The following is a 26,884-nucleotide window of genomic DNA, read 5'->3' as shown; positions in this document are numbered from 1 at the left end:
AATCCCCCTTCTTGTGGTGTTCGGAGGAGGGAAAACAAAAAACCAAACCTTCCCGGAAATCGTCCCTCTTGTTTTTTGGCGGCATGATTCCCGGGACGGTTCATTGAGCGGTTAAGGCCAATCTTTTTATCGGCTTCCAGCATCGCCATTAGATCGGCATGGACCACCTTGCGACTAAGCAACTGCTCCTGGGTGAAGGCCCTAGAAATGACTTCGCCTCCAGCTAAGACGAGTGCGCCTATCGGCATTTCGCCTGCATGTAACCCTTTTTCGGCAACTTCGATAGCGAGGCTCACGGCTTCCTCCGGTCCCACCTATACTCCTCGTTCTCTCATTGGGTGCTCGGCAATGAGGCGTTCAATCTCGTCCGCTAGGTCTGGGACTGACCGACGACCGTCGAGTTCAAGCGTTGCGCCGTTGCGGAGCAGCGGTTCAACGTCGAGTACATTTCGACGTATCGCGGCCTGATCATCCTGTGAATTGCCATAAGGGTTGTTCACACGACCCGCGACTCGGTCGATCAGAACGTCCACTGGTGCGCTCAGGAGAACAACAACGGCGAAACGGTCATAGAAACGTCCCTGATTCTCGACAGTGCCCGAGACAACCACGGACATACTGGACGCGAGAAGTGCCGACATGCGTGGTTCATCCCAGGTGTGGTCCGGGAGTACCCAGTCGTCGTAGTCCGTGTCGATCGTTCGGTAGCCTCGCCGGGACAACTCTTCCAACACAGTTGTTTTCCCCGCTCCAGCCATGCCCGTGATTAGAACTCGTGCCATGACAGCCCAGCTTATTCGCTTTGCAAGGGTACCCGTAAGCTTCGAGGCACTGCCGTCTTCATGTTGACCGGGGCACTTTGGATCGTAGGAGTGGGGACTGCTGAAGGTTTGCTTGACACTTTGCCTGTGAGGATTTGGTCCTTGCTGGTGGAAGGATGTTCATCATGCCTAAAGCCTTTCCTGAAGAGTTCCGCCGTGACGTTATCGCGGTGGCCCGAAAGGGCGAAGCGCCCATTACCCAGATCGCGAAGGACTTCGGTGTCTCACCTGCGGCTTTGCACCGCTGGCTGAAAATCGCCGACCGCGAAGACGGGGCGAACCCCGGGGCCGTGTCCGATGACTCCGTGAAGCTCCGAGAGGCCAATAAGCGGATCCGGTTATTGGAGCAGGAAGCGGAAGTGATGCGCCGTGCCGTGGCCTACTTATCCAGGGACATCAACCCAAAAAAATGATGTACCCGCTGGTCCGTGAATTAGCTGCCCAGGACGCCCCTGTCAGGGTTCCTGTTGCAGTGTCCTGCCGGGTATTGAACTTCTCCAGACAGGCCTACTATCTGTGGGCCGCGAACCCCATCTCGGCCCGGGACTGGGAGGAAGCACATCTGATCAACGCCGCCATAGATCACCACCGTGATGACCCTGCGTTCGGGTACCGGTTCATCGCCGATGAAATCAACGCCAGCGCCCAGGTGGTGAGTGAACGAAGGATCTGGCGGCTGTGTTCAGCAAATGGCATCCTGTCGGTGATCCACCGTCGGCGCAGATCCGGGATCAAGACCGGCCCGCCGGTCCACGATGACCTCATCGATCGGGACTTCACTGCGGCGGCGTCGAACCAGAAATGGTTAACCGACATCACCGAACACCCCACGGCTTGAATTCTAGGCATCGTCGCAACACCGGCTCGCTATGTGAGTTCCAGTAAAGCATGCAGGCGCTCTGCCGGGGTGTCCCAGCCCAGGGACTTGCGTGGCCGCTCGTTGAGTTCAGCGGCAACTGCTCGAAGATCTTCTGCGGTGTGGGTCGAGAGACTCGTGCTCTTGGGGAAGTACTGACGCAACAAGCCGTTGGTATTCTCGTTGCTGCCGCGCTGCCAAGGACTGCCGGCATCGCAGAAATAGACGTCCATGTCGGTCGCGACTTGAAACGAGACGTGTTCGGACATCTCGGCTCCTTGGTCCCAAGTTAGCGATCGTCGTAAGGCATCAGGGAGTTGGATCACGGTCTTCACCAGCCCGTCGCGCACGGTTTCAGCGGTGTGGTCGTGCTCGAGGTGCACGAGCGAGACGAATCTGCTGGAGCGTTCAACAAGAGTTCCGATCGCCGATTGGTTCAGGGCGCCGGTAATGAGATCGCCTTCCCAATGCCCGGGCACTGCCCGATCGTCGGCCTCGGCTGGGCGCTCAGCGATGGAAATCATGGGATCCATGAAACGCCTGGTTCGGTGGGCGGAATCACGGCGGGGTTTCCTTCTTGTCCGCCCGCGGCGCATCGAGGCTGCTATCTCTCGCTTGAGTGCGCCCTGGCCCTGAATGTAGATCGCTTGATAGACCGTCTCGGTACTCACCCGCATCCTCCCGTCGTCGGGGAACTCCTTCACGATCCGGTGGCTGATCTGTTCCGGTGACCACCGCTTCCGAAGCTTCACCTCAACATAGGCGCGCAGAGCCCCCTCGTCGAGTTTGCGGGACCTGCGCCGCGGCCGGCGTGCTGCAGCGGTACGGTGCGCCGCATAAGGCAGGTAGCCGATCGTTAGGGAGGCGTTGCGCTCTAACTCTCGACTGATCGTCGACGGGCTGCGGCCCAGCACCCGGCTGACGGCACGCATCGACTGGCCGCTCCTACGCAGATCGTGGATCTGCTCGCGTTCAACCAGGCTGAGGTAACGGGCATCTACAACGGTCTCGAGTCGCACCAAATCAACTGGTGTCCCTCGTGTGTAGGTGGTGCGCGGTGACTTCACATTTGCCAGTATCGCCGCTTGGGCGTAGCGGACCACACGCCCGTCCGGGTAGCGGCGTCCGCCAGTGATCTGGGTGATGCCCTTGTCCCAGTCTGCCGCGGTCCGTTTGTCGACCTGGACTTGACTGGCCGCCGCGGCCCGATTCACCCCGGCAGCTCGGAGATCGAGAAACCGTGCCCGCTGAGCGCGGGTATCCGTGCCTGTGAAGATCCCGGCCCGATGCGCCCATTTGTAGCAGGTGACCCGGACAAAGCCGAGTTCCTTCGCCACCCGCGACACGTTTCCACTGATCTTCAGCCGTCGGAAGAACTCGGCTTTGTCCTCAGCCGTGTACGACCGGTTCTTCACGCGAGGTGTGGACAGCTGCGCCTCGCTGCGCCACCGGTAACAGGAGTCGACGCTCAGCCCGAGCTCGGCCGCGACAGCACGAATCGTGCCCCCACGATCCAAACGATGAAAGAACTCCTCCCACTCCTTCGCCATGTACTGCAGGTTCTGCTTTCCACGAGGTCGACCGACCACAACATGCTCCCTGAATCTCAGGGTGTTGCGACGATGCCTAGAATTCAAGCGGACGAAGGCAAGCTTTACCTCTGTGCCATCAAAGATCTGCACTCGAACCGGATCGTCGGGTATTCCATGGACGGGCGGATGAAAGCGTCCCTGGCAGTAGCGGCCTTGGACCATGCCGTTTCGTTCAGAAAACCCGCGGGTACGGTAGTTCACTCCGATAGAGGGTCCCAGTTCAGATCTAGGAAATTCGTCTCCGCCCTGCACGTCTATGGGCTGAGCGGATCGATGGGACGGGTGGGCGCGTGCGGTGACAATGCTGCGATGGAATCGTTCTTCTCGCTGCTGCAAAAGAACGTCTTGAACCGGAAACGGTGGGAAACCAGGGCCGAGCTCAGGCTCGCCATCACGACCTGGATCGAGCGGACCTACCACCGAAAACGCCGGCAACGCACCCTCGGCCAGCTAACCCCGATCGAGTTTGAGACAATAAACAACGCGGTCGCTGCCGCATAGCAAACTATCAACCCCAGCTGTCAACTAAACCTTCAGCAGTCCCCCCGGCCTAATGCCAGCGAGATGCTCCAACTCAGGACAAACAGATCGGTAACCTTTGCGCGCCTGACTGTCGGCTGATCACGAACGTCCGGTTCCATGGTTATCACTTTACTGATGCCGGCCGAGGGGAACTGCTGGGGGCGTTACATTCAAAAAATGGAATGGGCCTGCTACGGGTCCTGCACGGCGGGCCAGCCTCGACGAGCGGATCTCCGGATGGGGCACCGTTTGGAGGTAATCACACAAACGTAGGTACGGCACCATCCCAAACGGGCACGAATAACGAGACAACTCGCTCGGCGTGTTGCTCCATTTGTCTTGTCGCCCACAAGCATCACCCGAACCATCGTTGCGGGCAGCATCCAAAGATCAGTCCAACCATTTCGCGAGGACCACGATCTGGGGGTCTTCATCCGGTCATGCGGAAAGATGACCGGTTTCGTTCAGCGTGACCACCGCGTGGTTGTGGAAATAATCGTCTTCCCGAAGGTGAGTGATACTGCCTGAGTCGAGGTGGAAGCTCACAGTATCGAGTGAGTCTAGAGGCATACCAATCCAGTGAGCAATCGCTAAGGTTGCGGAACCTCCATGGGTAACGATGACCTTCTGGGGTGCAGGGTCTCTCATTATGGTGTCCATTCCGGAGAAGACTCGGCTCGCCCAATGCGCTTTGGTCTCAGCGCCTGCCAGACCTTCATCATGGTCCATCCTTTCCCCGTTCGGTGGGGGTGGAATGAATCGTTCCCGGAATAGAGCGTCAGGCATGCCATCACCCTCGCCATAGGATTTTTCGCGCAGGGCGGTCAGCTCCTGAGGAGCAACATCAAGGACGGATCCGACAATGGCAGCGGTTTCCCGAGTGCGGCGAAGATCTGACGTGTAAAGCGCAACTCTGGTCTCCACGAGGTTGGAAAGGGCCTGTGCGATCTGCTCCGCTTGATCTCGCCCGCGTTCGGTAAGCCGCGAGTCAAACCAGCCACCTACCCGGTTCTCTACATGGTGAGTGGCCTCTGGATGGGTGACAACGAAAATCTCCTTCATGGAAACCATCTAATCAGGCGCCGCTCCGGTCCAATATGATCTGTTCTCTCAAGATATCGGCGTGACCACAGTGTTGGGCCAGCTCGCGGAGGACATGAAGGTAGATCCACCGCATCGGTAGCGGCCCTCGATGATTGCCGCTCACTAGATCGTCAATTTCCAGGCCTGCTGCGGTATCACGAGAGACAGTGCAGACCTGGCGGTAGACAGCCCGAACGGCATCAATGGTGTCGCCTGGTTCTAATTCAAATGACTCGTCTGGCCCCACAGGACAACCAATTTCTTTGCGTGAACGGCCTGTGATCGCTTCGTTGAACCACACCTGTTCAACAAAGGTGGCGTGCTTAACGAGACCTAACAAGGTCGTCTTAGAGGGAACCAACTGGCGGCGGACTTCTTCCTCAGTCATGCCATCCAGGCAGGCATAGATGGCTCGGCGGTGGTCGTCGAGGAATGAGTCAAATTGTTGGCGCAGCGGTGCCGTGAAGCTCGCTCGATCATGGCTTGGCGTTGAGATCACATCCAAGACCCTACCTGGCCAAAGAAGATCAGCTGATGAGTAAATTGCGTCATTTATTGATCAAAAAAACGCCGCCAATAACCGATCAACTCCACACGTCGTGTCTCACTCGCCGGTGTCTCTGAATCCATCGTTACCGGACGCAGGTCGAGACATTTTCTCAATTGCTATGTTGGTGGTGCATCTTGGGAAAAGTAGGCTTCGGGTGTGAGTGATGATGAGCAGCTAACAGGCGGCAATACTTCGGACAGTGTTGTTCGCGTCGGACAAACAGTGCGGAAACCTTGGCAGCAAAAATCCGCAGCAGTACAAGGCTATTTGCAGGCGCTTCGTGAGGCAGGAACAGATGTGCCAAAACCCTTGGGGCAGGACTCCGACAATCGACACGTCGTCGAATACATTGACGGTGACCTGGCACTAAACCAGCTCCCTCTCAGCCTGGATGCCCTGACCCGGGTTGGTCGACTGGTCCGACAAATCCACGACGCAAGCGAAGCCTTCCCGCTCCCCCACGGCGTCGACTGGAACCTCCCCTTGCCGGCCAAAGCTCCGGATCTGATGTGTCATAACGACCTTGCCCCGTGGAACCTCATTATTGGAGAACGGTGGGTCTTCATTGACTGGGACGGAGCTGGCCCCAGTACCCGGCTGTGGGACTTGGCCTACGCCGCCCAATCGTTTAGTTCGATGTTTGAAGGACAACCAGTAGAAGAAGCCGCAGCAAATCTCAAAGCATTCGTTGACGGATACGGCGCGGATACCGAACTACGCCGGGCTCTCCCGGAAGCGATCACCGAGCGGACACAAGCGATGTACGAGCTACTGGAGGAATCCCATCGGACAGGATTTCAGCCGTGGGGCGCCATGTACGCCGACGGACACGGCGAGCACTGGCGTGCCGCCTCTCAATACGTGAGGCAGCATCAAACTACTTGGAAGCAAGCCGTACTTCCCTAGAGCCAGTCACCTACGGCGGTCACGTCTAATAAACCATCTTTTCCGGGCAGCGATTCGCTCTATTCCACCGAGTTCAGAATCCATTCCGTGGTCGGCCGCGCTGAAGTTTGACTATGACAGGTTGAAGTGGCCCACTGTGACGGTCTGGACCGGACCGCCATACGACTTGTTTCTGCTAACCGACAGTTGAACGCCGCCGAACTGGCAAGAATTAAACGATAGGAAGAAGTGGCGGCTTGCAATGGTCAATTTCGGACCTACGGTCGAAGGGATCTTGCCCTCTTCGGGGGCTTCGCCTGTTACTTTGGATGATGGGGAAGATAGAGAATGACGGACTAAATGCCATTGTGGATGCCGCTATCGGCTGTCTGCCGCCGGCTGCCCAGTCAGCACGTCGGTCAACTGTGGACATTGGCTCAGCTCACATCGTTGTCCTGATCGATAACCACGCTGCCGTTCGAGTTGGACGCGATTCGAATATGGCCGCCACGATGCGTCGTCGACAAGATCTCGTTGACAAGATTCCAACGTCTATCGGATTGAGCCTCCCGCGGTCATTAGGCCCCGTAGTAGAACTTGACGGGCTTTCCGCTGTCGCGAGTGAGCTGATACCTGGAGCACCCTGTCCAGCGGGTGAGGGTCAACCTCACGAGCTTGAACATTTACTTGCCCAGGTATCGTCCATCCCAACCGAACCGATCGATGAGTTGCTTGCGGAACCACTGGCTTTTTGTGGTGGGTCGGATTGGTATCGGGTTCAATGCGAAGAGGTCATCCCTCGCCTTGATCAGAGCATTCAAACGCGAGCGTTCGATGCCATCAACTCCCTAGCAAACCTCGAACCCGCCCGTGAAGTGTTTTCTCACGGTGATCTTGGGGGGCACAACGTTTTCTGGGAACAGGATCGTATTGTTGGCGTACTTGATTGGGATCTAGCCTCTCGCAGTGACCGCTCCACAGACCTCGCTTGCATCGGTGCATGGAATGGGCCGGACAAGCTGCCCCTAATCGCCAGCACTTCGGAAGTGAATAGAGCAGCCGTCAGACTCAATACTGCGCGGCTGCAACAAGTCGCGTTCTCCATACTTAATGGTCGATCTGCGGAAGAGATCGACCAGGCCATCGACCGAGCAAATATCTGGCTCCGACAGAAGCAATCGCTGTCCGCCTGAGTACATTACAATCAGGCCATCCTGCAAGCCGCTCCGTCAATTTTCTCCGGAAGATAAGGGCTTAGAGATGAACCGTTTCTCCGACGTGCAAGCGTCTGATTTCGATGCCTGCACGTTGGGCTTCGAGGTCGAGGACAGAGTCCAATACCTGAAGGCCCCAGTGGTTGAGCAATCCGTCATGGATCGCGTAGATGCGATCCCGCTGAGACGCTCGGATGTAGGTCACCAGGTCCGGCACAGTAAGCCAGGGTGCCTGTCCAGGAGCGAGAAGTACCGGCGCAGGAACAGCAGTGAGTGCATCGCCCGGATGAAGGACGGTGTCGTTAATGAGGAATCCAATATTGTTGACTGGACTCGCATCCGGATGGCTGTAGTTATGCAACGCACCGACGGCCGCTATTCGAAAGCTGCCCACAGAGACCGTCTGGCCGTCCTTCATCACTTCCACGTGATCGCGGATGCGCGGAAACGACTCAAGCTTCTGAGCAACACCAGCGCAGGTGATAATCCGCAGATTCGGCGCGTCAGCTAGAGCGGCGTCGAGGGCTTCTTCATCGAAGTGGTCGAAATGTTCGTGAGTGATTAACACTGCTCGGGCGTTCTCCCAGGCTTCCGGTTCTGGAGTAAGCCTTCCAGGATCGATAACAATGGAGTCGGCATGTTCGCTGAGCCGGACACACGCATGGCCGTACTTCGTGAGCTCCATAAACAAACCTTTCCAGTTCGAAGGTGAGCGCGTTGCCAAATATTGAAACCACCGGCGCGCAGAGCATCATTCACTTTGCCCTTCACCCTGGCTCCGTAGCCCGCATACCTCAGAAACCTACGATACCGATAGCTGTCGGAAGATTCGATGTGGATTTGAGCACTATATGGCGGCCTTCTTAGATCCGTAAGGGGCCCAGATCAAACCGAGGCGCTCGACCCGGCCTGCCCATCTATAGCGACTAAGCGCACGGAAGGAACCGCGGCGGGCACCTGAATGAAGTTGGAACGCCAGTCAATGGGCACAATTGTCTATATGACCGATTCGATAAAGGTGAGAATTGCGGACCGAGAAGACGCGCCCGAGCTGGTGAGGATGCGACACGAGATGTTTCGGTCAATGGCTAGCGCTGGTGCTGCGGGCCGACCGGAGGAGATCGAAGACACGTCGTGGTACACCAATGCGCAGGAAGCAATCGCTACCCAGATCAGTCGTGGCACGCTGGGTGCCTTCGTTATCGATGCCGAGCTATCGTCCCGATCTTCTGCCAATACTTCTAAAAGGTTGCTCGCTGCGTGCGCCATAGCAACTCTAGAGGAACGCCTACCTGGCCCAGGGTTTCCCCGTGGGCTCAGCGGGTCAATGTCGTCAGTGTTTGTTGAACCGACACATCGTGGTCGCGGATACGCGCGATTGGTGGTCTCCACCGGACTGTCCTGGCTGGATAGCAGAGGCGCTGAGGTAGTCGATCTGCATGCCACTCCCCAGGCGACTGATCTCTACCGGGCTTTGGGATTTACCGAGCCCCGCTCTTTATCTCTTCGTCGCCTTTTGTTGCACCCGAGCCGCTAGTTACCACTGGCAGAACACCGCCAAATTGTGACTGTTAGCCAGGAATGGCGGTTAATCGCAGCTTCAGTTGGCGGTCCTGTCGCCCTATTTAGCCATCCCCAACCGCAACACACTGTAGGCACTGATTGGGTAGGCTGATGATAACTCGCAGGCGAGCATTTCTATGGAGGGCCCATGACAGTAGTTGTTGTTCCTGACCCTGAGACCCTCTCCCGCGGTTGGAGTGATTGGATCCTCTTCGCGGAGGTCCAGGAGCAACTTCGGGAACGAGGTTCGAAGGAGGAAGTCTCCGATTCGATCACGTGGGCTGTGCTCCACCAGCACGAAGGCTACGTTCGGCCTGGCGTCATCTTGCCGGATCGCGTGGAGTTCTGGAGTGATTCTGGAGCTGACCTGTCTTCGCGAATGCAGACCTGGCTCGATTTTGTCCCACCTGACGACCCCCAGGGGCCAGCAATGAACCTGTTCTTCGAGATCACCGATCGGGCTATGGCCATCATCCCGGAGGAGCTTCAGTTCTGACTCTCAAGCGACCGGTTAGGGATGGGCTTCCGAACGTTCAAGACGCTAGGTTGAGTCGTTCAGCGAGTTGAGGCTAACAGAAAAGCGTTCCGCTTCCGCATCACCGATGACTTGGCTGAGTGATTCCTGGAACCAATCCAGCTCCAGATTGCATCCACTTGGTTTCTACTGACTGATCCGTTATTGAGCAGCAAACTAGCTATGGGGCTCGCCTCGGGTTCATACTCGCTCTGCGGTGCGCCGGCTGCAGTTAACCGCCGCTCCTGGCCAACAGTCACAGCCTTCTAGCTACATCCGTTCTCGACCCCGTTCACGCCAGTAGTCGTTTCTTTGCTTCCGTACAACACGGACCAGGAACACCACCAGCGACACCACGACGACAGCTTGAACTGCAAGAACAACCCACTGCCCCGCCCCGGACCCCAAAGCTGGTATCCACGGGGGGACGGTGAATACAACAAGAACCAGCACCAGAAAAACCAGCCCGGCCCGCTGCTGCTGCTGGAAAGATGGCCCTGAATCCCCGTCCGGTCTGTTTGGGATGATACGTATCCAGGGCTCCCCCGGCTTCCGCTCTGTTCTCCTGTCCCGGTTGCGCCAAAACACGAACGCAATTATCAGAAGTACTACGACAATCGGAATCAAGATCGCAAGTAATTCAGCTGCTTCAACATTCATGTCGGCACCTTTTGCAGGACAACGAAAGCATTCATGCCTGAGATCGTACTCCTGAAGGTGAGGGTTCTTGCCCGCCCGTAAGCCGGTCCCCCACCGCAACGCACGTTTCTAACCAGGCTCTCGGTTAAGACATCAGTGCCCCCTGACTAGGAGACTCGCGTATACCCCGCCCGAGAAATTGTCTCGCTTAGGTGGCTCAAGTGCGAATGGCCAGCTATTGGGCTATTTCGATGAGCTGTGGGCCATTGTGGCCCACTGAGCCGACTTCCTTGCCGACGACTCGCGGCACCAAGTGAGGTTCGGGCACGGAGCTGACCAGCTCTCGGACCTGGTTCTTGTCCGCGGTCGCCGGGTCCAGCCAGTCCGCTTGGAGGTCTTTGAGGATGATCAGCGGTGAACGTTCGTGGATATGCCCCAGCGCGTCGGTGGCCGACGTCGTAATGACAGTGGCAGTGACCAACCACTTATCTGGATGCTCCTCGGGCAGCTCGGGATTGGGCCAGAACTCATAAAGGCCGGCTACGGCCAACAGCTCACCCTCTTCCTGCCGGGACAGGTAGATCGGGGAGAAGCATCATCGCTGTGCGTCATTCTGATCCCCATCATCGCTGGGCGGGTCCTCCGTGCAACCAGGGCGCGAAGCGCCGTGAGATGGCCAAACTTTCGTTCGGCGCTCCTCCGTCGCTTATCTCCTCACGAAAGTTCGGACTTCTCCCGGTCCCCCAAGTTGCACTCCGGCCCCTCGTGCCCAGCGGTGATTCCTCTATCAGAACGGCACCAGGAGGAAAACTCGTTCGAAAAATCTTCACTAAAGTCATGTACCTTCCCCGCCACTCCCCCATGAAGAAGTAAGAAGGCCAGCAAGGGCTTCAGGAGAGAAAGGAGATAACCCGCCACAGGACGATTGCAACCCACCCACCGAAACAGGCACACCGTGTTCACCATCTGAGCCGGTTTGTGCACAGTCAGAGAGCGAAACAGCCTCTGACAAGGGGAAACGTGTGCCCGAAGTGGGACTTGAACCCACACATCTTTCGATACTGCATTTTGAGTGCAGCGCGTCTGCCAATTCCGCCATTCGGGCCAACATGCGCCCTGACTGATATGAAATGAACTACTCAAGTCTTCGTCAGTGCGCGAAACTACTCTACATGCCGATAGGCTGTTTTAGTGAACCGGTAAGGCACTGCCCTGCCGGGCAAATCTGATTGATTGAACAAGGAGCCTCCTGTGTCTGAATCCAACGAGTCGACCGTCTCGGGTGTTGCGCGGCGCGTGATTGTTGCCGAAGATGAAACTCTCATCCGTCTGGACATCGTGGAGATCCTCCGTGGCGAAGGATACGACGTCGTCGCCGAAGCCGACAACGGCGAAAAGGCCGTCCAACTGGCCAAGGAGCACAAGCCCGATCTGGTGCTGATGGACGTGAAGATGCCTGTCATGGATGGCATCACTGCAGCCGAACAGATCGTCAAGGCGCGCATCGCGCCCGTCGTTCTCCTGACCGCCTTCAGCCAAAAGGAATTGGTTGAGCGGGCACGCGACGCCGGTGCCATGGCTTACGTGGTCAAGCCGTTCACGCCAGCCGATCTGATCCCGGCCATTGAGATTGCCCTCTCCCGCCACGAAGAGATCAAGGCACTGGAAAATGAGGTCTCGGACCTGCAGGAACAGTTTGCCACCCGCAAGCTCGTGGAGCGCGCCAAGAGCCTACTCACCACCAAGATGGGCCTCACCGAGCCCGAGGCTTTCCGCTGGATCCAGAAGACCTCGATGGACCGTCGCCTCAGCATGCGCGAGGTCGCCGAAACCATCATCAACCAGGTCAACTAAACACCTAGCAGCGCCCCCGGCAGCACAAAGCTGCGTAGACACAAAAAACCGGCTGCCGCAGCACGTATCTGTGCCGCGGCAGCCGGTCTGTGTCTGCTGACTTACCTACAGACCTATTTGAGCTTGTTCTTGACCGGCCACGGACCGACCTTCTCCTTGTTGGGAGTGTAACCGTTAGGGAGCTGTCCGGCGTCCGCAATGTCGCCGACCTTATGCACCTTGATGGAGTTGGTCGAGCCTGCCTGCCCCGGAGGCGACCCGGCAGCAATGACCACCAGGTCATCCGGCTCCACGAGGCCCTGCTCCAACAGCACCCGATCCACCTGGGCGGTCATCTGGTCGGTGTGCTCCACGAACTCCACGAGCATCGGCTGGATACCCCAGATCATCGCCATTGAGTTCAGCGTTGATTGAACCGGGGTGAAAGCGAATACCGGCTTGGTGGGCCGCAGGCGCGACAAGCGACGTGCCGAGTCACCCGATTGGGTAAAGGTACAGATGTACTTCGCGTCCAGCTGATCGGCGATCTCCACCGCCGCACGGGTAATCGCACCGCCACGGGTTTTGGGCTTGCTACCCAGTGGGGGTACCCGGTCCAGACCGTGCTTCTCGGTCGACTCGATGATGTTCGCCATCGTCTGGACGGTCTCCATGGGGTACTTGCCCACACTGGTTTCGCCCGAGAGCATGACGGCGTCGGCGCCGTCGAGTACTGCGTTGGCACAGTCAGACGCCTCAGCACGCGTGGGCCGCGGGTTGTCGATCATCGATTCGAGCACCTGGGTTGCCACAATAACCGGCTTGGCCCAACGACGGGCGAGCTCGATGGCCCGCTTCTGCACAATCGGTACCTCTTCGAGGGGCAGCTCCACGCCCAAATCGCCGCGCGCCACCATGATGGCGTCAAACGCGTCGATGATCTCTTCGATGGCGTCCACCGCCTGGGGCTTTTCGATCTTCGCAATGACCGGAACCCGGCGTCCCTCTTCGTCCATAATTTCGTGAACGCGGACGACGTCGGACGCGTTCCGCACGAATGACAGTGCCACCATGTCGACGCCACGCTGGATGGCCCACCGCAGGTCGGCCTCATCCTTGTCGCTCATCGCAGGCACACTCACCGCGACACCGGGAAGGTTGATGCCCTTGTTGTTTGATACAGCGCCGCCGACGGTGACGACAGCAACAACCTTCGTGCCGTCGACCTCAGTTGCGCGCATGGCAACCTTGCCGTCGTCGATGAGCAGGGTGTCGCCCACATTGACGTCGTTGGGCAGTCCGAGGTGGGTGGTGGAGCAAATGTCCTGCGTGCCCTCGACGTCCTCGGTGGTGATGGTGAAGGTGTCGCCGGGAGCGAGTACATGCGGGCCATCAACAAATCGACCAAGGCGGATCTTCGGCCCCTGGAGGTCAGCGAAGATCGCCACCGGACGGCCCAGCTCTTCCGAAGCCTGCCGCACATACTCGTAGGTCTGGTTATGCACCGTGTGATCGCCGTGGCTCATGTTCATCCGGGCAACGTCAACACCGGCTTTCAACACCGCCACCGTGTTCTCATAGCTCGCGATTGCGGGGCCGAATGTTGCAACAATTTTTGCGCGTCTCATGAAACCTAGCCTAGTCGTCTTGTAGTAGATGATGTTGGGTGCGCGGCGGCCTGCTCGCGACTTCGTACACTCAGAGCACTGCCATGGCTCGGTCGGTGGGAGCCACCGGTGCCGGCAGTTTGGTCTTCCCCATCAGCCACTGATCCACTGCCGCGGCGCAAGCGCGCCCCTCCGCGATGGCCCAGACGATCAATGACTGTCCGCGGCCGGCATCGCCCGCCGCGAAAATCCCGGGAGTGTTGGTCATGTAGTAACCGTCCCGGCCAATATTGCCGTGTTCGTCGAACTCGGCCTGCACCTGCTCGGTGATACCGGCCGGTTCGGGTCCGGTGAATCCGAGTGACAGGAACACCAGGTCCGCCGGGATGTTTCGTTCGGTGCCAGCCTTCGGCACCCGGCGTCCCTCCACGAACTCCGTCTCGGCAACGCGAATAGCCGTCAGCTTGCCGTTCTCGCCGACAAATTCGACGGTGGACGCGAGGTAGGTCCGCTCGCCACCTTCCTCATGCGCGCTGGCAACCTCGAACAGGGTCGGGAACGTTGGCCACGGCTGGTGCGCGGCGCGGTCCGCCGGAGGCTGTTGACCGATTGCCAGCGTCGTCACCGATGCTGCGCGCTGACGGTGCGCGGTACCCAGGCAATCCGCACCGGTGTCACCGCCACCGAGGATGACCACGTGCTTGCCTTCGGCGTCGATCTGCTGTTCGACGACGCCGCCTGCGCTCACCCGATTGGCTTGCACCAGGTAGTCCATCGCGAAGTGGACGCCCTCAAGTTCCCGGCCAGGGATGGGCAGGTCACGCGGGATGGTGGCACCGGTGGCCACCACGACGGCATCGTAGCGGCGCCGCAGCTGGTCCCAACTGATGTCCCGGCCCACCTCGACACCGGTCCTGAACCGGGTGCCCTCGGCGCGCATCTGCTCAAGGCGCCGTTCCAGATGGTGCTTTTCCATTTTGAAGTCGGGGATCCCGTAGCGCAGGAGTCCACCGATCTTGTCGTCACGTTCGTAGACCGCGACCGTGTGACCGGTCCGGGTCAGCTGCTGCGCCACGGCAAGACCAGCCGGGCCTGAGCCGACGACGGCGATGGTCCGGTCGGTGAGCCGCTCCGGTGGGTGCGCCTCGACCCAGCCCTCGGCGAAGGCTTCATCGATGATTGACACCTCCACCTGCTTGATCGTCACAGGCGGCTGGTTGATTCCGAGCACGCAGGACGCCTCACACGGGGCCGGACACAGCCGGCCGGTGAACTCGGGGAAGTTGTTGGTGGCGTGCAGCCGCTCAATCGCTTCCCTACCTTTGTCACGGTACGTGAGGTCATTCCATTCCGGGATCAGGTTGCCCAGCGGGCAGCCCTGGTGGCAGAACGGGATACCGCAGTCCATGCACCGTCCGGCCTGGGCTTTGAGGACACCCTTTTCCTGCGCCTCATAAACCTCTTTCCAGTCCATAATCCGCACTGGCACTGGCCTGCGGGGTTGGGTCTGGCGTTCGCGTACCTTCATGAATCCGCGTGGATCACCCACCGGTTACCTCCAAGATTCGGGTCCAAGCTTCTTCACCGTCGGGATCGAGCCCATCTTCGATGGCCGCCGCCCGCGCATCAAGGACCGCTGCGTAGTCACGCGGCAGCACCTTGGTCAGTCGGGCGATCGTGTCATCGAAATTCTCCAGCAGGTGCGTTGCAAGGTTCGATTCGGTCTCTTCCACATGCTTGATCATCAGCTGACGCACTATTTCGATATCCTCGGCGTCGAGATCAACGAGTTGAAGTTCGCCGTTCTCAAGGCTCTGGATGTTCATGCGCCGCCGGTTCAGGTCCAGCACGTAGGCGGTACCACCGGACATCCCAGCCCCGAAGTTGCGGCCGGTCCGACCGAGGATCAGGGTCTGCCCGCCGGTCATGTACTCGCACCCGTGGTCGCCGATTCCTTCGACAACCGCCGTGGCACCCGAGTTGCGCACCAGGAAGCGCTCCCCTACCTGCCCTCTGAGGAAGATTTCGCCGCTGGTTGCCCCGTAGCCGATCACGTTGCCGGCGATCACGTTGCGGTCGGCTGCGAACACGTTGGAGCGGTCGGGCCGAACAATCACCCGGCCGCCGGAGAGGCCCTTACCCACGTAGTCATTCGAGTCGCCGAACAACCGCAGCGTGATCCCCGCTGGCAGGAATGCTCCCAGCGATTGGCCGGCCTGCCCGGTGAGCGTCACGTCGATGGTGTCGGTGGCCAGCGTCTCGATACCGAACCGTCGGGTCACCTCGTGTCCCAGCATGGTGCCCACCGACCGGTCGGTGTTGACCACGTCAACCGAGATCTTCACCGGCGCACGGTTCTCCAGTGCGTCCGCGCTCATCTCGATGAGCTTCCGGTCGAAGTGCTGATCCAGCTCGTGGTTCTGGGTGGTCATATTGCGCATCGGAGCGTCGTCGCCGAACTCGTTGCCGCGCAGGATCGGATCCAGATCCAGCCCATCGGCTTTCCAGTGGTTGATGGCCTTGCGGGCATCGAGTGATTCGCTGTGGCCGATCGCCTCTTCAATGCTCCTGAAGCCCAGGCTGGCGAGGATTTCCCTGACCTCCTCGGCGAGGAACTCGAAGAAGTTGACCACAAACTCCGGCTTGCCGGTGAACCGGGACCGCAGTTCGGGGTTCTGGGTGGCCACGCCCACAGGACACGTGTCCAGGTGGCAGACGCGCATCATGATGCAGCCGGAGACAACCAGCGGGGCGGTGGCGAAACCGAACTCCTCGCCTCCCAACAGGGCTGCGATGACGACGTCGCGTCCGGTCTTCAGCTGACCGTCCACCTGGACCACCACGCGGTCGCGAAGCCCGTTGAGCATCAGGGTCTGCTGCGTTTCCGCGAGGCCCAACTCCCACGGAACTCCGGCGTGCTTGAGCGAGTTCAGTGGGCTGGCACCGGTGCCGCCGTCGTGCCCGGAGATGAGGACGACGTCGGCCTTGGCCTTGGTCACGCCCGCCGCGACGGTGCCGATCCCCACTTCGGAGACCAGCTTGACGTGCACCCGGGCCGATGGATTGGACCGCTTGAGGTCGTAGATCAGCTGGGCAAGATCCTCGATCGAGTAGATATCGTGGTGCGGCGGTGGCGAAATCAACGCCACCCCCGGGGTTGAGTGCCGGGTCCGGGCTACCCAGGGGTAGACCTTCTGGCTCATCAGCTGACCGCCCTCGCCGGGCTTGGCACCCTGCGCCATTTTGATCTGGATGTCCTGGGCGTTGGTCAGGTAGAGGCTGGTGACACCGAACCGGCCCGAGGCAACCTGCTTGATGGCAGAACGACGCTCCGGATCGAGCAACCGGTCAACATCTTCGCCGCCTTCACCGGTGTTGGACTTGCCGCCCAACCGGTTCATGGCGATGGCCAGCGTCTCGTGGGCTTCCTGGGAGATGGACCCGTAGCTCATGGCACCGGTCGAGAATCGTTTGACGATGCTGGAGACTGGTTCCACCTCGTCGATGGAAATCGGTTCGCGCACCCCCTCCTTGAACTGGAGGAGCCCACGCAGGGTCATCAGTTCCTTGGACTGGTCATCGACGCCGCGGGTGTACGCCTTGAAGATGTCGTAGCGCCGCTCCCGGGTGGCATGCTGCAGCCGGAACACTGTTTCGGGGTTGAACAGATGCGGTGGGCCGTCGCGGCGCCACTGGTATTCGCCGCCATTGTCCAGGCTCTGGTGCGGATCGTCGATGCCATCCTCGGGGTACGCGCTGGCATGCCGGGCAGCCGTTTCGGCCGCCAGCACGTCCAGGCCGACGCCGCCGAGTTGCGTCTGGGTGCCGTGGAAGTATTCGTCGACCAGTTCCTGACCGAGGCCCAGCGCTTCGAACGTCTGCGCGCCGCAGTAGGAACCCACGGTGGAGATGCCCATCTTGGACATGATCTTCAGGACACCCTTGCCGAGCCCCTTGATCAGGTTGGCGACGGCCTGCTCGGCGGTGACGCCGGTGACGTCACCGTTGCGAACCAGCTCCTCACAGCTCTCCATCGCCAGGTACGGGTTGATCGCTGAAGACCCGTAGCCGATCAGCGCTGCCACGTGATGTACTTCGCGCACATCGCCGGCTTCGACCACGAGGGAGGTCTTGGTCCGGTTGGCGCTCTTCAGGAGGTGATGGTGGACAGCGCTGGTGAGCAGCAGCGACGGGATCGGTGCCCACTGCGCGTTCGAGTCACGGTCCGAGAGCACCACGTACTGGATGCCCCTGTTGATGGCGCTGGAGACCTGCTCGCAGATCTCGGTGAGCCGCGCCCGCAGGGAGGCTTCCCCGCCGTCGGGCCGGTACAGGCCGCGCACCTTCATGGCGATGCGTTCGCCGTCGTCGTTGGAGAGATTGGCGATCTTCGCCAGTTCGTCGTTGTTGATGACCGGAAAGCTGAGCCCCACCTGGCGGGAGTGCACCTGTTTGGTGGAGAGCAGGTTGCCGTTCGGGCCGATGGAGGCCCGCAGTGAGGTCACCAGTTCCTCGCGGATAGAGTCCAGCGGCGGGTTGGTGACCTGGGCGAAGGACTGCACAAAGTAGTCGAAGAGCAGCCGCGGGCGCTTGGACAGCACTGCCACCGGGGTGTCGGATCCCATGGCGCCCAGCGGTTCCGCGCCGGCCTTCGCCATTGGGCCGATCAGGATGCGTAGTTCTTCCTGCGTATAGCCGAAGGTGCGCTGGCGCCGGTTGATGGACGCCTTGGTGTGCAGGACGTGCTCGCGTTCGGGGAGGTCCTTCAGGTGCAGCAGGTTGTCTTTGACCCATTCACCCCAGGGGTTGGCGGAGGCGATTTCGGCCTTGATCTCCTGGTCCTCGATGACGCGGCCTTCCTCGGTGTCGACGAGGAACATCTTGCCCGGGGACACCCTGCCCTTGTGGACCACCTTTGATGGTTCGATGTCGATGACACCCACCTCTGAGGCGAGCACCACCAACCCGTCCTCCATCACCCAGTAGCGGGCGGGGCGTAGTCCGTTGCGGTCCAGGACCGCGCCGACGAGAGTGCCGTCAGTGAAGGACACCGCGGCTGGGCCGTCCCACGGCTCCATCAGCATCGAGTGGTACTGGTAGAACGCACGGCGGGCCGGATCCATGGTGGAGTGGTTTTCCCACGCCTCCGGGATCATCATCATGATGGCGTGGGTGATGGGCCGGCCGGAGAGCATCAGCAGTTCGGCGACCTCATCGAACGACGCCGAATCCGACGCCCCGGGCGTGCAGATGGGGAACAGCTCTTCCGGATCATCGCCGAGCAGGCTGTGGGAGAGCTGCGACTGGCGGGCGCGCATCCAGTTCCGGTTGCCCTTGACCGTGTTGATCTCGCCGTTGTGGGCGATGGTCCTGAACGGCTGGGCCAGCGGCCAGGACGGGAAGGTATTGGTGGAGAACCGGGAGTGGACAATGCCCAGCTTGGTCTTGAACCGCGGGTCGGACAGATCGGGGTAGAACGGTTCCAACTGCGCGGTGGTCAGCATGCCCTTGTAGACCATGGTCTTCGAGGACAGCGAGGGGAAGTAGACGCCGAGCTTGTTCTGGGCGCGCTTACGGACCCGGAACGCCAGGGCATCAATATCGACGGCGTCTGCAGTGTCACCGGCTGGTGCCAGGAAGAGCTGCACAAAATGGGGCATGCAGGCGCGGGCCATGGCGCCGACCAGATCGGCCTGGATCGGCACGTCCCGCCAGCCGAGGACGGTGAGTCCCTCGGACTCGGCAATCGCTTCCAGCCCGGCACGGGCGGTTTCTTCCTCACGGCCTGCGGCGGGGAGGAAAGCGGTCCCGACGGCGTACTGCCCGGCGGGTGGGAGGTCGAAGTCGACGACGGCCCTGAAAAACTCGTCGGGCACCTGGGTGAGGAGGCCTGCGCCGTCGCCCGTTCCCTCGTCGGCGCCTACCGCACCCCGGTGTTCCAGGTTGCGGAGCGCGGTCAACGCATGGTCGACGATGTCGTGGCCGGGCTCGCCGCGGAGGGTAGCGATCACGGCAAGGCCGCAGGCGTCCTTCTCGTTCTCCGGGTTATACAGTCCCTTGGCCTCGGGGATGTTGGCGAACCTCTCGAAGGGAGATTCGACGCCAGGGCTGGTGACGTCGGGGCCGGTTGCCTCCGGGGCAACCTCGTCGACGATTGACGGGTGCTGCTGGTGCTCGGCCGATACATTTGCCGCCGAGTTCTCAGCTGTGGAGTTGCCGGCTGCGGAGTTGCCGGAAATGGGAGCATTCATAGGTAGAGTCCTTCCCCCAGAATGGAGCGTCGGGAGGGGACGGCCTTGGCCCCAGGTCTGCAGCTTCGTGAGCTGCGCACTACACGAACTTATTCAAGATTCTATGGCTTGGCTGACGTTTTCCGGAGGTTCCTGGGACAACGATTGCAGAACAAACGGGCACTGGTGTGCCCGACCATAACCGGCACTCCGCCCGAGGGGTGGTCTGCGGCGCGCCGGGGCCACGTCTCTGTGGCGGTGTCCATGGTGGGCGGTGGCCCTGGACGCTAGGGGCGGGAATCGTTCTCCCTTGGCGTGTCAGGAGTGACTTCCGTCTCGGGAAGGTTTTCCTTGCTGCCGTTTGTTTCGACGAGATTACCACGGGTAGTGGAATTCGTTTCCTCTGTGTCCGCATGGTGGGAGTGGATCCCACCGTCGGCGTCTGTTTCGTCGGTGACCGCTGGTTCCCGCCCGGGAAGGTACAGCGACTGGGTGCCGGTGCTTTTACGCTTGACCCCAAGATAAATCAGGACAGCGATCGCGCCGATCAGGACCAGGATGCTGGTCCACACATTGAGGCGCTGGGTGACACCGAAGAAGGTGACCAGCTCGGCGTCGTCAATCCTGAGGGCCTCGATCCAGACCCGACCGGCGGTGTAGTAGGCGGCGTAGGCCCAGAACATCATGCCACCGCGAAGGCCGAAGCGCTTGTCAAGAAGCAGCAGGAGGGCGACGCCGGCGAGATTCCACAGCATTTCGTACAGGAAGGTGGGGTGGAACAGCGTGTCGGCTGCCATGCCGTCCGGGAAGTTGGCGTTCTCGGGGTCGATTTCCAGGCCCCAGGGCAGCGTGGTGGGCGCGCCGAAGAGCTCCTGGTTGAACCAGTTCCCCAACCGTCCGACCGCCTGCGCCAGCAGGATTCCCGGTGCGGCGGCGTCCGCGAACGCACTGAGCCGGACCCCCGACCTGCGGCATCCGATCCAGGCACCGACGGCGCCCAGGGCGATGGCGCCCCAGATGCCCAGCCCGCCCTCCCAGATCCGTGGGATGCGGGAGAGGTCACCATCCGGTCCGAAGTAGGCGTCCGGTGAGGAGAACACGTGATAAAGCCGTCCACCAAGGATGCCGAAGGGGATGGCCCAGATGGCCACGTCCCAGATGACGTCAGGGTTCCCGCCATACCGCTTCCAGCGGGCAACGGTCAGCATCAGTGCCAGAACAATACCGGCCAGGATGCATAGGGCGTAGGTGTAGAGCGTCAGCGGCCCAAGGCTGAAGGATGCCCACTCGGCTGGCGGGCTCGGAATACTGAGGGGAAGCGCCCCGATGGTGCTCACGATACCCATGGGTTAGCTCTTTCCCGTTCCGCTACTGAGATCCTTGGTCAATTCCGAGAGTGCCTCGACGCCACCGTCGCGCAGGGCAGCAACGAGGGCGGTGCCCACGATCACCCCGTCCGCATAGGCGGCGATTTCCTTGACCTGTGCCGCCGTTGATACTCCCAGGCCCACGCAGGCGCGTTCGGCACCCGCGCCGTGGGCGGCGTCGACGACGGCGCGCGCCGCCGAGCTGACTGCGGTCCGTGCGCCGGTGATGCCCATGATCGACACGGCGTAGACGAACCCGCGGCTCGCCTTGACCGTGCGCTCCATGCGTTCGGGGCTGGTTGAGGGTGCCACGAGGAAGATCCGGTCCAGGCCGAACTCGTCGGAGGCTGCAATCCACGCTCCGGCCTCATCAGGGATGAGGTCGGGGGTGATCAGTCCCGCCCCACCGGCTTCGTGCAGGCGCCGGGCAAATTCGCGGACACCCAGCTGCATCACCGGGTTCCAGTAGGTCATGACCAGCACGGCCGCGTCAGTCTGGGAGGTGATGCCCTCGACAATGTCGAAGATCCGCTCGACGGTGAACCCGTTCTTGAGGGCCTGCACTGTCGCGTCCTGGATGACTTGGCCGTCCATGACGGGGTCGGAGTAGGGGATGCCGATCTCAATCAGGTCCACGCCGTTGTTGGCCATTGCCAGCGCCGCATCAATGGTGGTCTGGACGTCGGGGAAGCCCGCAGGCAGGTAACCGATCAGGGCCGCGCGTCCGGCGTCTCGTGCCCGGTCGATTGCTGCGGCGGCTTTGCTCGTGGTCTGGGTGGTCACAGCTGTTCTCCGTCTTTCCCGATTTCGGCTTCGGCGCTGTCATCTGGCAGCAGGTCGAAGTACTCGGCAGCGGTAGCCACGTCCTTGTCACCCCGGCCTGAAAGGTTGATCAGCACAATCTTCTCGGACGGATCCCCGCCCTCCGCGGCAAGCCGCTGGCCCACCTTGATGGCACCCGCCAGAGCGTGGGCCGTCTCGATGGCTGGGATGATTCCTTCGCTGCGGCACAGCACGCGGAAAGCGTCCATGGCCTCGGCGTCGGTGATCGGTTCGTAGCTGACCCGGCCAATGTCGGCGAGGTACGCGTGCTCGGGGCCCACCCCAGGGTAATCGAGTCCGGCTGAGATGGAGTGGGACTCGATGGTCTGGCCGTCGTCGTCCTGCATCAGGTAGGAGCGGGCGCCGTGCAGCACTCCCGGGCGTCCGAGGGTGATGGTCGCGGCGTGCCGGCCGGTTTCGACGCCCTCACCGCCGGCCTCGAAGCCGTACAGGGCCACCCCTGGGTCGTCCAGGAACCCGTGGAACATGCCGATGGCGTTGGACCCGCCCCCGATGCAGGCGCAGACGGCGTCGGGCAGCTTGCCGGTTTCCGCCAGCATCTGCTCGCGGGCTTCTTCACCGATGACTTCGTGGAAGAACCTCACCATTGATGGGAACGGGTGCGCTCCGGCAGCGGTGCCGAGGAGGTAATGGGTGGTGTCGACGTTGGCCACCCAGTCGCGCAACGCCTCGTTGATGGCGTCCTTGAGCGTCTGGGACCCGCTGGTCACAGGGATCACCGTGGCGCCAAGCAGCTCCATCCGGGCAACGTTCAGCGCCTGACGGCGGCAGTCTTCGGCACCCATGTAGACGACGCACTCGAGACCCATCAAAGCCGCCGCGGTGGCGCTGGCCACGCCGTGCTGACCGGCACCGGTTTCGGCGATGACCCGGGTTTTACCCATTCGCTTGGCGAGGAGAGCCTGACCCAGCACGTTGTTGATCTTGTGGGATCCGGTGTGGTTGAGGTCTTCACGCTTGAGGAAGATCCGGACTCCCCCGGCATACTCGGCGAAACGCTTGGCCTCGGTGAGCAGCGACGGCCGGCCGGCATAGGTGCGATTCAGTTCGGCCACCTGGGCGGTGAACTCGGGATCGGCCTTCGCCTTGTCAAAGGTGTCGGTCAGCTCATCCAGGGCAGCGATCAGGGACTCGGGCATCCATCGGCCGCCGTACTCACCGAAGTACGGTCCTGGGGCGTGGCGGAGGCTTGCCGTCGGATCGAGGAACGCGTCGGCGGTATCGGTGGTGACCCCGGTGGATGCGTTGGCTGCCTGTGGCGAATCGGTCATGAGCTTGCCTGTCCTGTTGTGGTGGTGTGCTGCGTACCGGTGGTTAGGCGGTCGGCTGGTCCTGGTCGGCCAGTCGGGCGCTGCGGCCGGCGTCGAGGAACGCCGCGATGGTGTCTTCGGGGTTGTCGTGGCGAACCAGCGCCTCGCCAACCAGGATGGCGTCTGCCCCATCCGAGGCGAACCGGTCGACGTCGGCCACGTCCCGCACGCCAGACTCGGCGACGATCAGTGTGCCCGCGGGGATTCCTCCGGTCAGTGGCCCGAAGACTGACCGGTCAATGTCAAGCGTCTTGAGGTTGCGCACGTTGATCCCGATGATTTTGGCCCCCACCGCAACGGCCCGTTCAACCTCGACGTCCGTATGGGTTTCGACCAGCGCGTTCATCCCCAGCTCGTGGGTGAGAGCGAGGAAGCGTGCAAGTTCCTCGTCGGTGAGGGCCGCGACGATCAGCAGGATCAGGTCGGCTCCGTGGGCACGAGCCTCCCAGATTTGGTACTCGTCAACGGTGAAGTCCTTGCGCAGCAGGGGGAGGTCGACGGCGGCGCGCACCGAGTCGAGATCCGCGAGGGACCCCCCAAAACGGCGTTGTTCGGTGAGGACGCTGACGACGGAGGCCCCGCCGGTTTCGTAGCGGACCGCCAGTCCTGCCGGGTCCGCAATGTCCGCCAGCGCACCCTTCGAGGGGCTGCGCCGTTTCACCTCCGCGATCAGGGTGATCCCCGAGCCGTCACCGCTCAGGGCCGCGTAGGCGTCCCGGGGTGCCGGGGCGGCCGCGGCGTCGTCGCGCAGGTGCTCTAGCGGACGCGCCGCAACCCGCGGCGCGAGGTCCTCACGGACGCCCGCAATGATGTCGTCGAGAACGCTCACCTAGTCGTCTTTGCCCTTCAGCTTCGAACCGCCGACGCCGTAGCCTGCACGCTTCATGACGAAACCGGCAGCGAGACCGATCACCATGACTGCAATGCCAATCCAAAACAGGACCGTGCCGGCGTCGAAGTTTCCTTCAGTGCTGGCGAAAACATAGGCGAACGACGAGACGGCGGCGCCTGCCAACATGATCAGGACGCAGGTCCATGCGGCGGGGCTATTGCCATGCCCGATGGTCTCGTCATGCATCGAGGCGTGGCTCTGCTTGGAGTTCTCCGGGTGCTCTGTCGAAGCGGTCCGGGTGGATGCGTTAGCTGTGGCGTCTTTGGCCATGGTGACTCTCCTTGAAACTGGTCTACTGTCCATTCTGCCATTAGTTCAGGGCGACCGCGGTCTGCCCTCACCCGTTTAGCTGGTGGGATCTTTTCCCTTGGTCAGCTGGTCCCAGCTGTCGATCTCGTCCGAGTGGGCGGTCGTCTTCCGGGCTGGCGAATCAGCGTCGGCTACTTTCTCGTACCGCATGGAGCGGTTCCAGCTGCGGCCGGCGAGGAGCATCCAGACGGCGGCGCCGATCAGGCCCAGCCCGGCGAATGCCGCCAACCACGGGAAAAGGGTCAGCACGAGTCCGGCGTCGCTGTCGGTGCTGACGCCGATTGCTTCCCCAATGGCGGGGGCCGCCGCACCGGTGGGATCCGCCACCACGAGCAGGCTGTTCCAGACAATGCCGACACCGGCGATAAACAGGATCGCCACCACCAGAATCCGGGCGATGCGGCCGGCGATGGAAACGGCCAGCGCTGCGGCCAGGGCGACAAGCGCGAATGCGGTGACTGCGGTGGCCGCGTCGCTGCCGGGGATCTGCAGGTCAGGGGTCTGGACGGCGTCCTGCGGCAGGATCACCGTCAGCCAGGTCTGGGTGGTGCTGGCGAATGCGATAAGCGAAAAGAGCACCGTGGCAAGAATTACGGTGCTCTTGCGCTGCCAGCCCCGCGGGGCTGCCGGCGTGCTGCCATGGTTCGGGCCGGTGGTGTGGGGTGTTCCTGAACTGGTGCTCATGCGGGGGGCAACTCCTGAAGGTCAGTTGCGGAAACAGTCCTGAGGCTTGAGGCGATCAGGGCCGCCCGCAGCGGGGCTGCCGCCTTGTTGACCGTCTCCTGCGCCTCGTCCTCGAGAACCGAGTCGGCAACGATTCCGCCGCCGGCTTGCACATAGGCGCGGCCCTCACGGAGCAGTGCGGACCGGATGGCGATCGCTAGGTCCATGTCGCCGGCGAAGTCGAGGTAGCCCACCACCCCTCCGTAGATGCCCCGGCGGTGGGGCTCAACCTCGTCGATCAGACGCAGCGCCCGGGGTTTGGGCGCACCCGAGAGCGTTCCGGCGGGGAAGGTGGCGGCGAGGACGTCGTAGGCGGTTTTGCTGGGTGCCAGTGATCCGACGACGGTCGACACCAGGTGCATGATGTGACTGAACCGTTCCACCTCCATGAACTGGGTGACGTCCACTGACCCGGGGACACAGACCTTGGAGATGTCGTTGCGTGCCAAGTCCACCAGCATCAGGTGTTCGGCGCGTTCCTTTTCGTCCGCCAGGAGTTCATCGGCCAGGGCGCGGTCCTCCTCGAGGGTCTGGCCGCGCGGACGGGATCCCGCGATGGGGTGGGTGATGACATCGTTGCCGGTGACTGTGACCAGTGCCTCCGGGGAGGATCCGACAATCGAGTATTCCCTGCCATCGGCGTCAGCCAGGCTGAACAGATACATGTAGGGGCTGGGATTGGTGTTGCGCAGCACCCGGTAGACATCGAGGGGTGATGCCTGGCAGTCGAGTTCGAAGCGGCGTGAAATGACCACCTGGAAGACGTCGCCGTCGACAATGGCCCGCTTGCCCCGCTCGATTGCGGCGAGATACTTGGGTTTGTCCCATCGCTCGTCGACCCGGGACAACAGCTCGGCGGTGTCCACCGACCCGTCCTGCAATACCGAAACCGGCTGTTCGGCAGCTTCACCCAGCTTGGTGAGCATTGCACGGATCCGCCGGACGGCGTCGTGCCACGCCTCGTCCACCCGGTCGCTGGTTCCGTCGAAGTTGATTGCATTGGCTACCAGGGTGAGGGCGCCCTCCGAGTTGTCGTGCACCGCCATGTCGGTCACCAGGCACATGGCCAGCTCGGGGAGGAAAAGGTCGTCCTCGGGAGGGCTGGTCAGCCGCTCCCAGTGCCGGACCGATTCCCAGCCGATAAACCCCACCAGCCCCGAGGTGAACGGCGGCAGGTTGTCGAACCGCCGGGTACGCAATGCCTCGATGGTCTGGCGGAGGGCTTCAACCGGGCTACCTGAGGTGGGAACACCCGCGGGCGGCTCCCCCAGCCAGTGTGCCTCCCCGTCGAGACTGGTCAGCGTCGCCCGGGAGTGGGCGCCGATGAAGGAGTACCTCGACCACACGCCCCCAACAGCTGCCGATTCCATCAGGAACGTCCCGGGCTCGCCGTTGGCAAGCTTGCGGTAGATGGCAATCGGGGTGTGGGCGTCCGCCAGCACCTTCAGATGCACGGGTACTACCCGACGCTCTTTGGCGAGCTCGCGGAACTCGGCAAGGCTGGGGCTGATGACTCCAAGTTCCTGCATGA

23 protein-coding genes, 1 tRNA gene and 2 pseudogenes are annotated in these 26,884 nt (G+C 61.4%); 7 read left to right on the top strand and 19 right to left on the bottom strand.

The window, feature by feature from the left end:
* Positions 1-296: tRNA-specific adenosine deaminase (locus tag ACX80Z_RS14070; RefSeq protein ID WP_459316289.1), on the bottom strand; the 296-nt coding region annotated here is incomplete at its 3' end.
* A gap of 18 nt (positions 297-314) precedes the next feature.
* Positions 315-782, bottom strand: coding sequence for an AAA family ATPase (locus ACX80Z_RS14065; RefSeq protein ID WP_459316288.1), 468 nt, complete (start codon positions 780-782; stop codon positions 315-317).
* Positions 783-946: 164 nt separating this feature from the next.
* On the opposite strand from ACX80Z_RS14065, the pseudogene ACX80Z_RS14060 reads away from it, so the two are divergent.
* A pseudogene (locus ACX80Z_RS14060) lies at positions 947-1,653 on the top strand (IS3 family transposase); the annotation flags it as partial.
* A gap of 35 nt (positions 1,654-1,688) precedes the next feature.
* Here ACX80Z_RS14060 and ACX80Z_RS14055 read toward each other — a convergent pair.
* A complete protein-coding gene (locus tag ACX80Z_RS14055) occupies positions 1,689-2,891 on the bottom strand; it encodes an IS30 family transposase (protein WP_459316291.1) in 1,203 nt (400 codons plus the stop codon).
* Positions 2,892-3,317: 426 nt separating this feature from the next.
* Here ACX80Z_RS14055 and ACX80Z_RS14050 point away from each other — a divergent pair.
* Positions 3,318-3,770, top strand: a pseudogene (locus ACX80Z_RS14050) (IS3 family transposase); the annotation flags it as partial.
* Positions 3,771-4,229: 459 nt separating this feature from the next.
* Here ACX80Z_RS14050 and ACX80Z_RS14045 read toward each other — a convergent pair.
* Both ACX80Z_RS14045 and ACX80Z_RS14040 read right to left on the bottom strand, forming a co-directional pair.
* Complete coding sequence (locus ACX80Z_RS14045; RefSeq protein WP_459316287.1) at positions 4,230-4,853, bottom strand: histidine phosphatase family protein; 624 nt, start codon at positions 4,851-4,853, stop codon at positions 4,230-4,232.
* Between the two features lie 13 nt (positions 4,854-4,866).
* Positions 4,867-5,373, bottom strand: a complete 507-nt coding sequence (locus ACX80Z_RS14040; protein ID WP_459316286.1) for a DinB family protein — start codon at positions 5,371-5,373, stop codon at positions 4,867-4,869.
* 348 nt (positions 5,374-5,721) lie between these two features.
* Between ACX80Z_RS14040 and ACX80Z_RS14035 the strand changes: the two genes are divergently transcribed.
* Together ACX80Z_RS14035 and ACX80Z_RS14030 are read left to right on the top strand one after the other, a co-directional pair.
* Complete coding sequence (locus tag ACX80Z_RS14035; RefSeq protein ID WP_459316285.1) at positions 5,722-6,330, top strand: phosphotransferase; 609 nt, start codon at positions 5,722-5,724, stop codon at positions 6,328-6,330.
* A gap of 308 nt (positions 6,331-6,638) precedes the next feature.
* Positions 6,639-7,502: a phosphotransferase family protein gene (locus ACX80Z_RS14030; protein WP_459316284.1), complete on the top strand. Its 864-nt coding sequence runs from the start codon at positions 6,639-6,641 to the stop codon at positions 7,500-7,502.
* Between the two features lie 61 nt (positions 7,503-7,563).
* Here ACX80Z_RS14030 and ACX80Z_RS14025 read toward each other — a convergent pair whose 3' ends face one another.
* A complete protein-coding gene (locus ACX80Z_RS14025; RefSeq protein ID WP_459316283.1) occupies positions 7,564-8,208 on the bottom strand; it encodes an MBL fold metallo-hydrolase in 645 nt (214 codons plus the stop codon).
* A 276-nt stretch (positions 8,209-8,484) separates the two neighbouring features.
* Between ACX80Z_RS14025 and ACX80Z_RS14020 the strand changes: the two genes are divergently transcribed.
* Both ACX80Z_RS14020 and ACX80Z_RS14015 read left to right on the top strand, forming a co-directional pair.
* The gene (locus ACX80Z_RS14020) at positions 8,485-9,060 is read left to right on the top strand and encodes a GNAT family N-acetyltransferase (protein WP_459316282.1); all 576 of its coding nucleotides are present in this window, start codon (positions 8,485-8,487) and stop codon (positions 9,058-9,060) included.
* Positions 9,061-9,234: 174 nt separating this feature from the next.
* Positions 9,235-9,582 carry a hypothetical protein gene (locus tag ACX80Z_RS14015; RefSeq protein ID WP_459316281.1) on the top strand — a complete coding sequence of 116 codons (348 nt, stop codon included), beginning with the start codon at positions 9,235-9,237 and terminating at the stop codon, positions 9,580-9,582.
* Positions 9,583-9,870: 288 nt separating this feature from the next.
* Here the strand turns inward: ACX80Z_RS14015 and ACX80Z_RS14010 are convergent, their stop codons facing one another.
* The 3 genes from ACX80Z_RS14010 to ACX80Z_RS14000 all read right to left on the bottom strand — a co-directional run bounded on the left by ACX80Z_RS14010 (position 9,871) and on the right by ACX80Z_RS14000 (position 11,344).
* Positions 9,871-10,260 carry a hypothetical protein gene (locus tag ACX80Z_RS14010; protein ID WP_459316280.1) on the bottom strand — a complete coding sequence of 130 codons (390 nt, stop codon included), beginning with the start codon at positions 10,258-10,260 and terminating at the stop codon, positions 9,871-9,873.
* A gap of 214 nt (positions 10,261-10,474) precedes the next feature.
* The gene (locus ACX80Z_RS14005) at positions 10,475-10,816 is read right to left on the bottom strand and encodes an SOS response-associated peptidase family protein (RefSeq protein ID WP_459316290.1); all 342 of its coding nucleotides are present in this window, start codon (positions 10,814-10,816) and stop codon (positions 10,475-10,477) included.
* Between the two features lie 446 nt (positions 10,817-11,262).
* Positions 11,263-11,344 (bottom strand) — tRNA-Leu (locus ACX80Z_RS14000).
* Positions 11,345-11,490: 146 nt separating this feature from the next.
* Between ACX80Z_RS14000 and ACX80Z_RS13995 the strand changes: the two genes are divergently transcribed.
* A complete protein-coding gene (locus ACX80Z_RS13995) occupies positions 11,491-12,093 on the top strand; it encodes an ANTAR domain-containing response regulator (RefSeq protein WP_019482407.1) in 603 nt (200 codons plus the stop codon).
* A 113-nt stretch (positions 12,094-12,206) separates the two neighbouring features.
* Here the strand turns inward: ACX80Z_RS13995 and pyk are convergent, their stop codons facing one another.
* The 10 genes from pyk to ACX80Z_RS13945 all read right to left on the bottom strand — a co-directional run bounded on the left by pyk (position 12,207) and on the right by ACX80Z_RS13945 (position 26,882).
* Entirely contained in the window at positions 12,207-13,700 is a 1,494-nt protein-coding gene (gene pyk / locus ACX80Z_RS13990) for a pyruvate kinase (RefSeq protein WP_459316279.1), read from the bottom strand.
* A 70-nt stretch (positions 13,701-13,770) separates the two neighbouring features.
* Positions 13,771-15,228 (bottom strand): glutamate synthase subunit beta, encoded by a 1,458-nt coding sequence (locus ACX80Z_RS13985; RefSeq protein ID WP_019482409.1) that lies wholly within the window; start codon positions 15,226-15,228, stop codon positions 13,771-13,773.
* On the bottom strand, positions 15,221-19,930 hold the full coding sequence (gene gltB / locus ACX80Z_RS13980; protein WP_459316278.1) for a glutamate synthase large subunit: 4,710 nt from the start codon (positions 19,928-19,930) through the stop codon (positions 15,221-15,223). The genes ACX80Z_RS13985 and gltB overlap by 8 nt, the downstream gene beginning before the upstream one ends.
* A gap of 266 nt (positions 19,931-20,196) precedes the next feature.
* On the bottom strand, positions 20,197-21,255 hold the full coding sequence (gene lgt, locus ACX80Z_RS13975) for a prolipoprotein diacylglyceryl transferase (protein ID WP_459316277.1): 1,059 nt from the start codon (positions 21,253-21,255) through the stop codon (positions 20,197-20,199).
* Between the two features lie 3 nt (positions 21,256-21,258).
* A complete protein-coding gene (gene trpA, locus ACX80Z_RS13970; protein ID WP_019482412.1) occupies positions 21,259-22,059 on the bottom strand; it encodes a tryptophan synthase subunit alpha in 801 nt (266 codons plus the stop codon).
* On the bottom strand, positions 22,056-23,390 hold the full coding sequence (gene trpB / locus ACX80Z_RS13965; protein ID WP_019482413.1) for a tryptophan synthase subunit beta: 1,335 nt from the start codon (positions 23,388-23,390) through the stop codon (positions 22,056-22,058). The genes trpA and trpB overlap by 4 nt, the downstream gene beginning before the upstream one ends.
* 43 nt (positions 23,391-23,433) lie before the next feature.
* Complete coding sequence (trpC, locus tag ACX80Z_RS13960; protein ID WP_459316276.1) at positions 23,434-24,258, bottom strand: indole-3-glycerol phosphate synthase TrpC; 825 nt, start codon at positions 24,256-24,258, stop codon at positions 23,434-23,436.
* Positions 24,259-24,507, bottom strand: a complete 249-nt coding sequence (locus tag ACX80Z_RS13955) for an HGxxPAAW family protein (RefSeq protein ID WP_443110854.1) — start codon at positions 24,505-24,507, stop codon at positions 24,259-24,261. It abuts the gene before it with no gap.
* 159 nt (positions 24,508-24,666) lie between these two features.
* Positions 24,667-25,314, bottom strand: a complete 648-nt coding sequence (locus ACX80Z_RS13950) for a Trp biosynthesis-associated membrane protein (RefSeq protein WP_459316275.1) — start codon at positions 25,312-25,314, stop codon at positions 24,667-24,669.
* Positions 25,311-26,882, bottom strand: a complete 1,572-nt coding sequence (locus ACX80Z_RS13945; protein ID WP_459316274.1) for an anthranilate synthase component I — start codon at positions 26,880-26,882, stop codon at positions 25,311-25,313. The genes ACX80Z_RS13950 and ACX80Z_RS13945 overlap by 4 nt, the downstream gene beginning before the upstream one ends.
* Positions 26,883-26,884: the final 2 nt, after the last annotated feature.

Source organism: Arthrobacter sp. TMT4-20, from assembly GCF_054510775.1.
The sequence above is the reverse complement of the archived record's forward strand: the minus strand, read 5'-3'. Positions and strand labels throughout refer to the sequence as shown.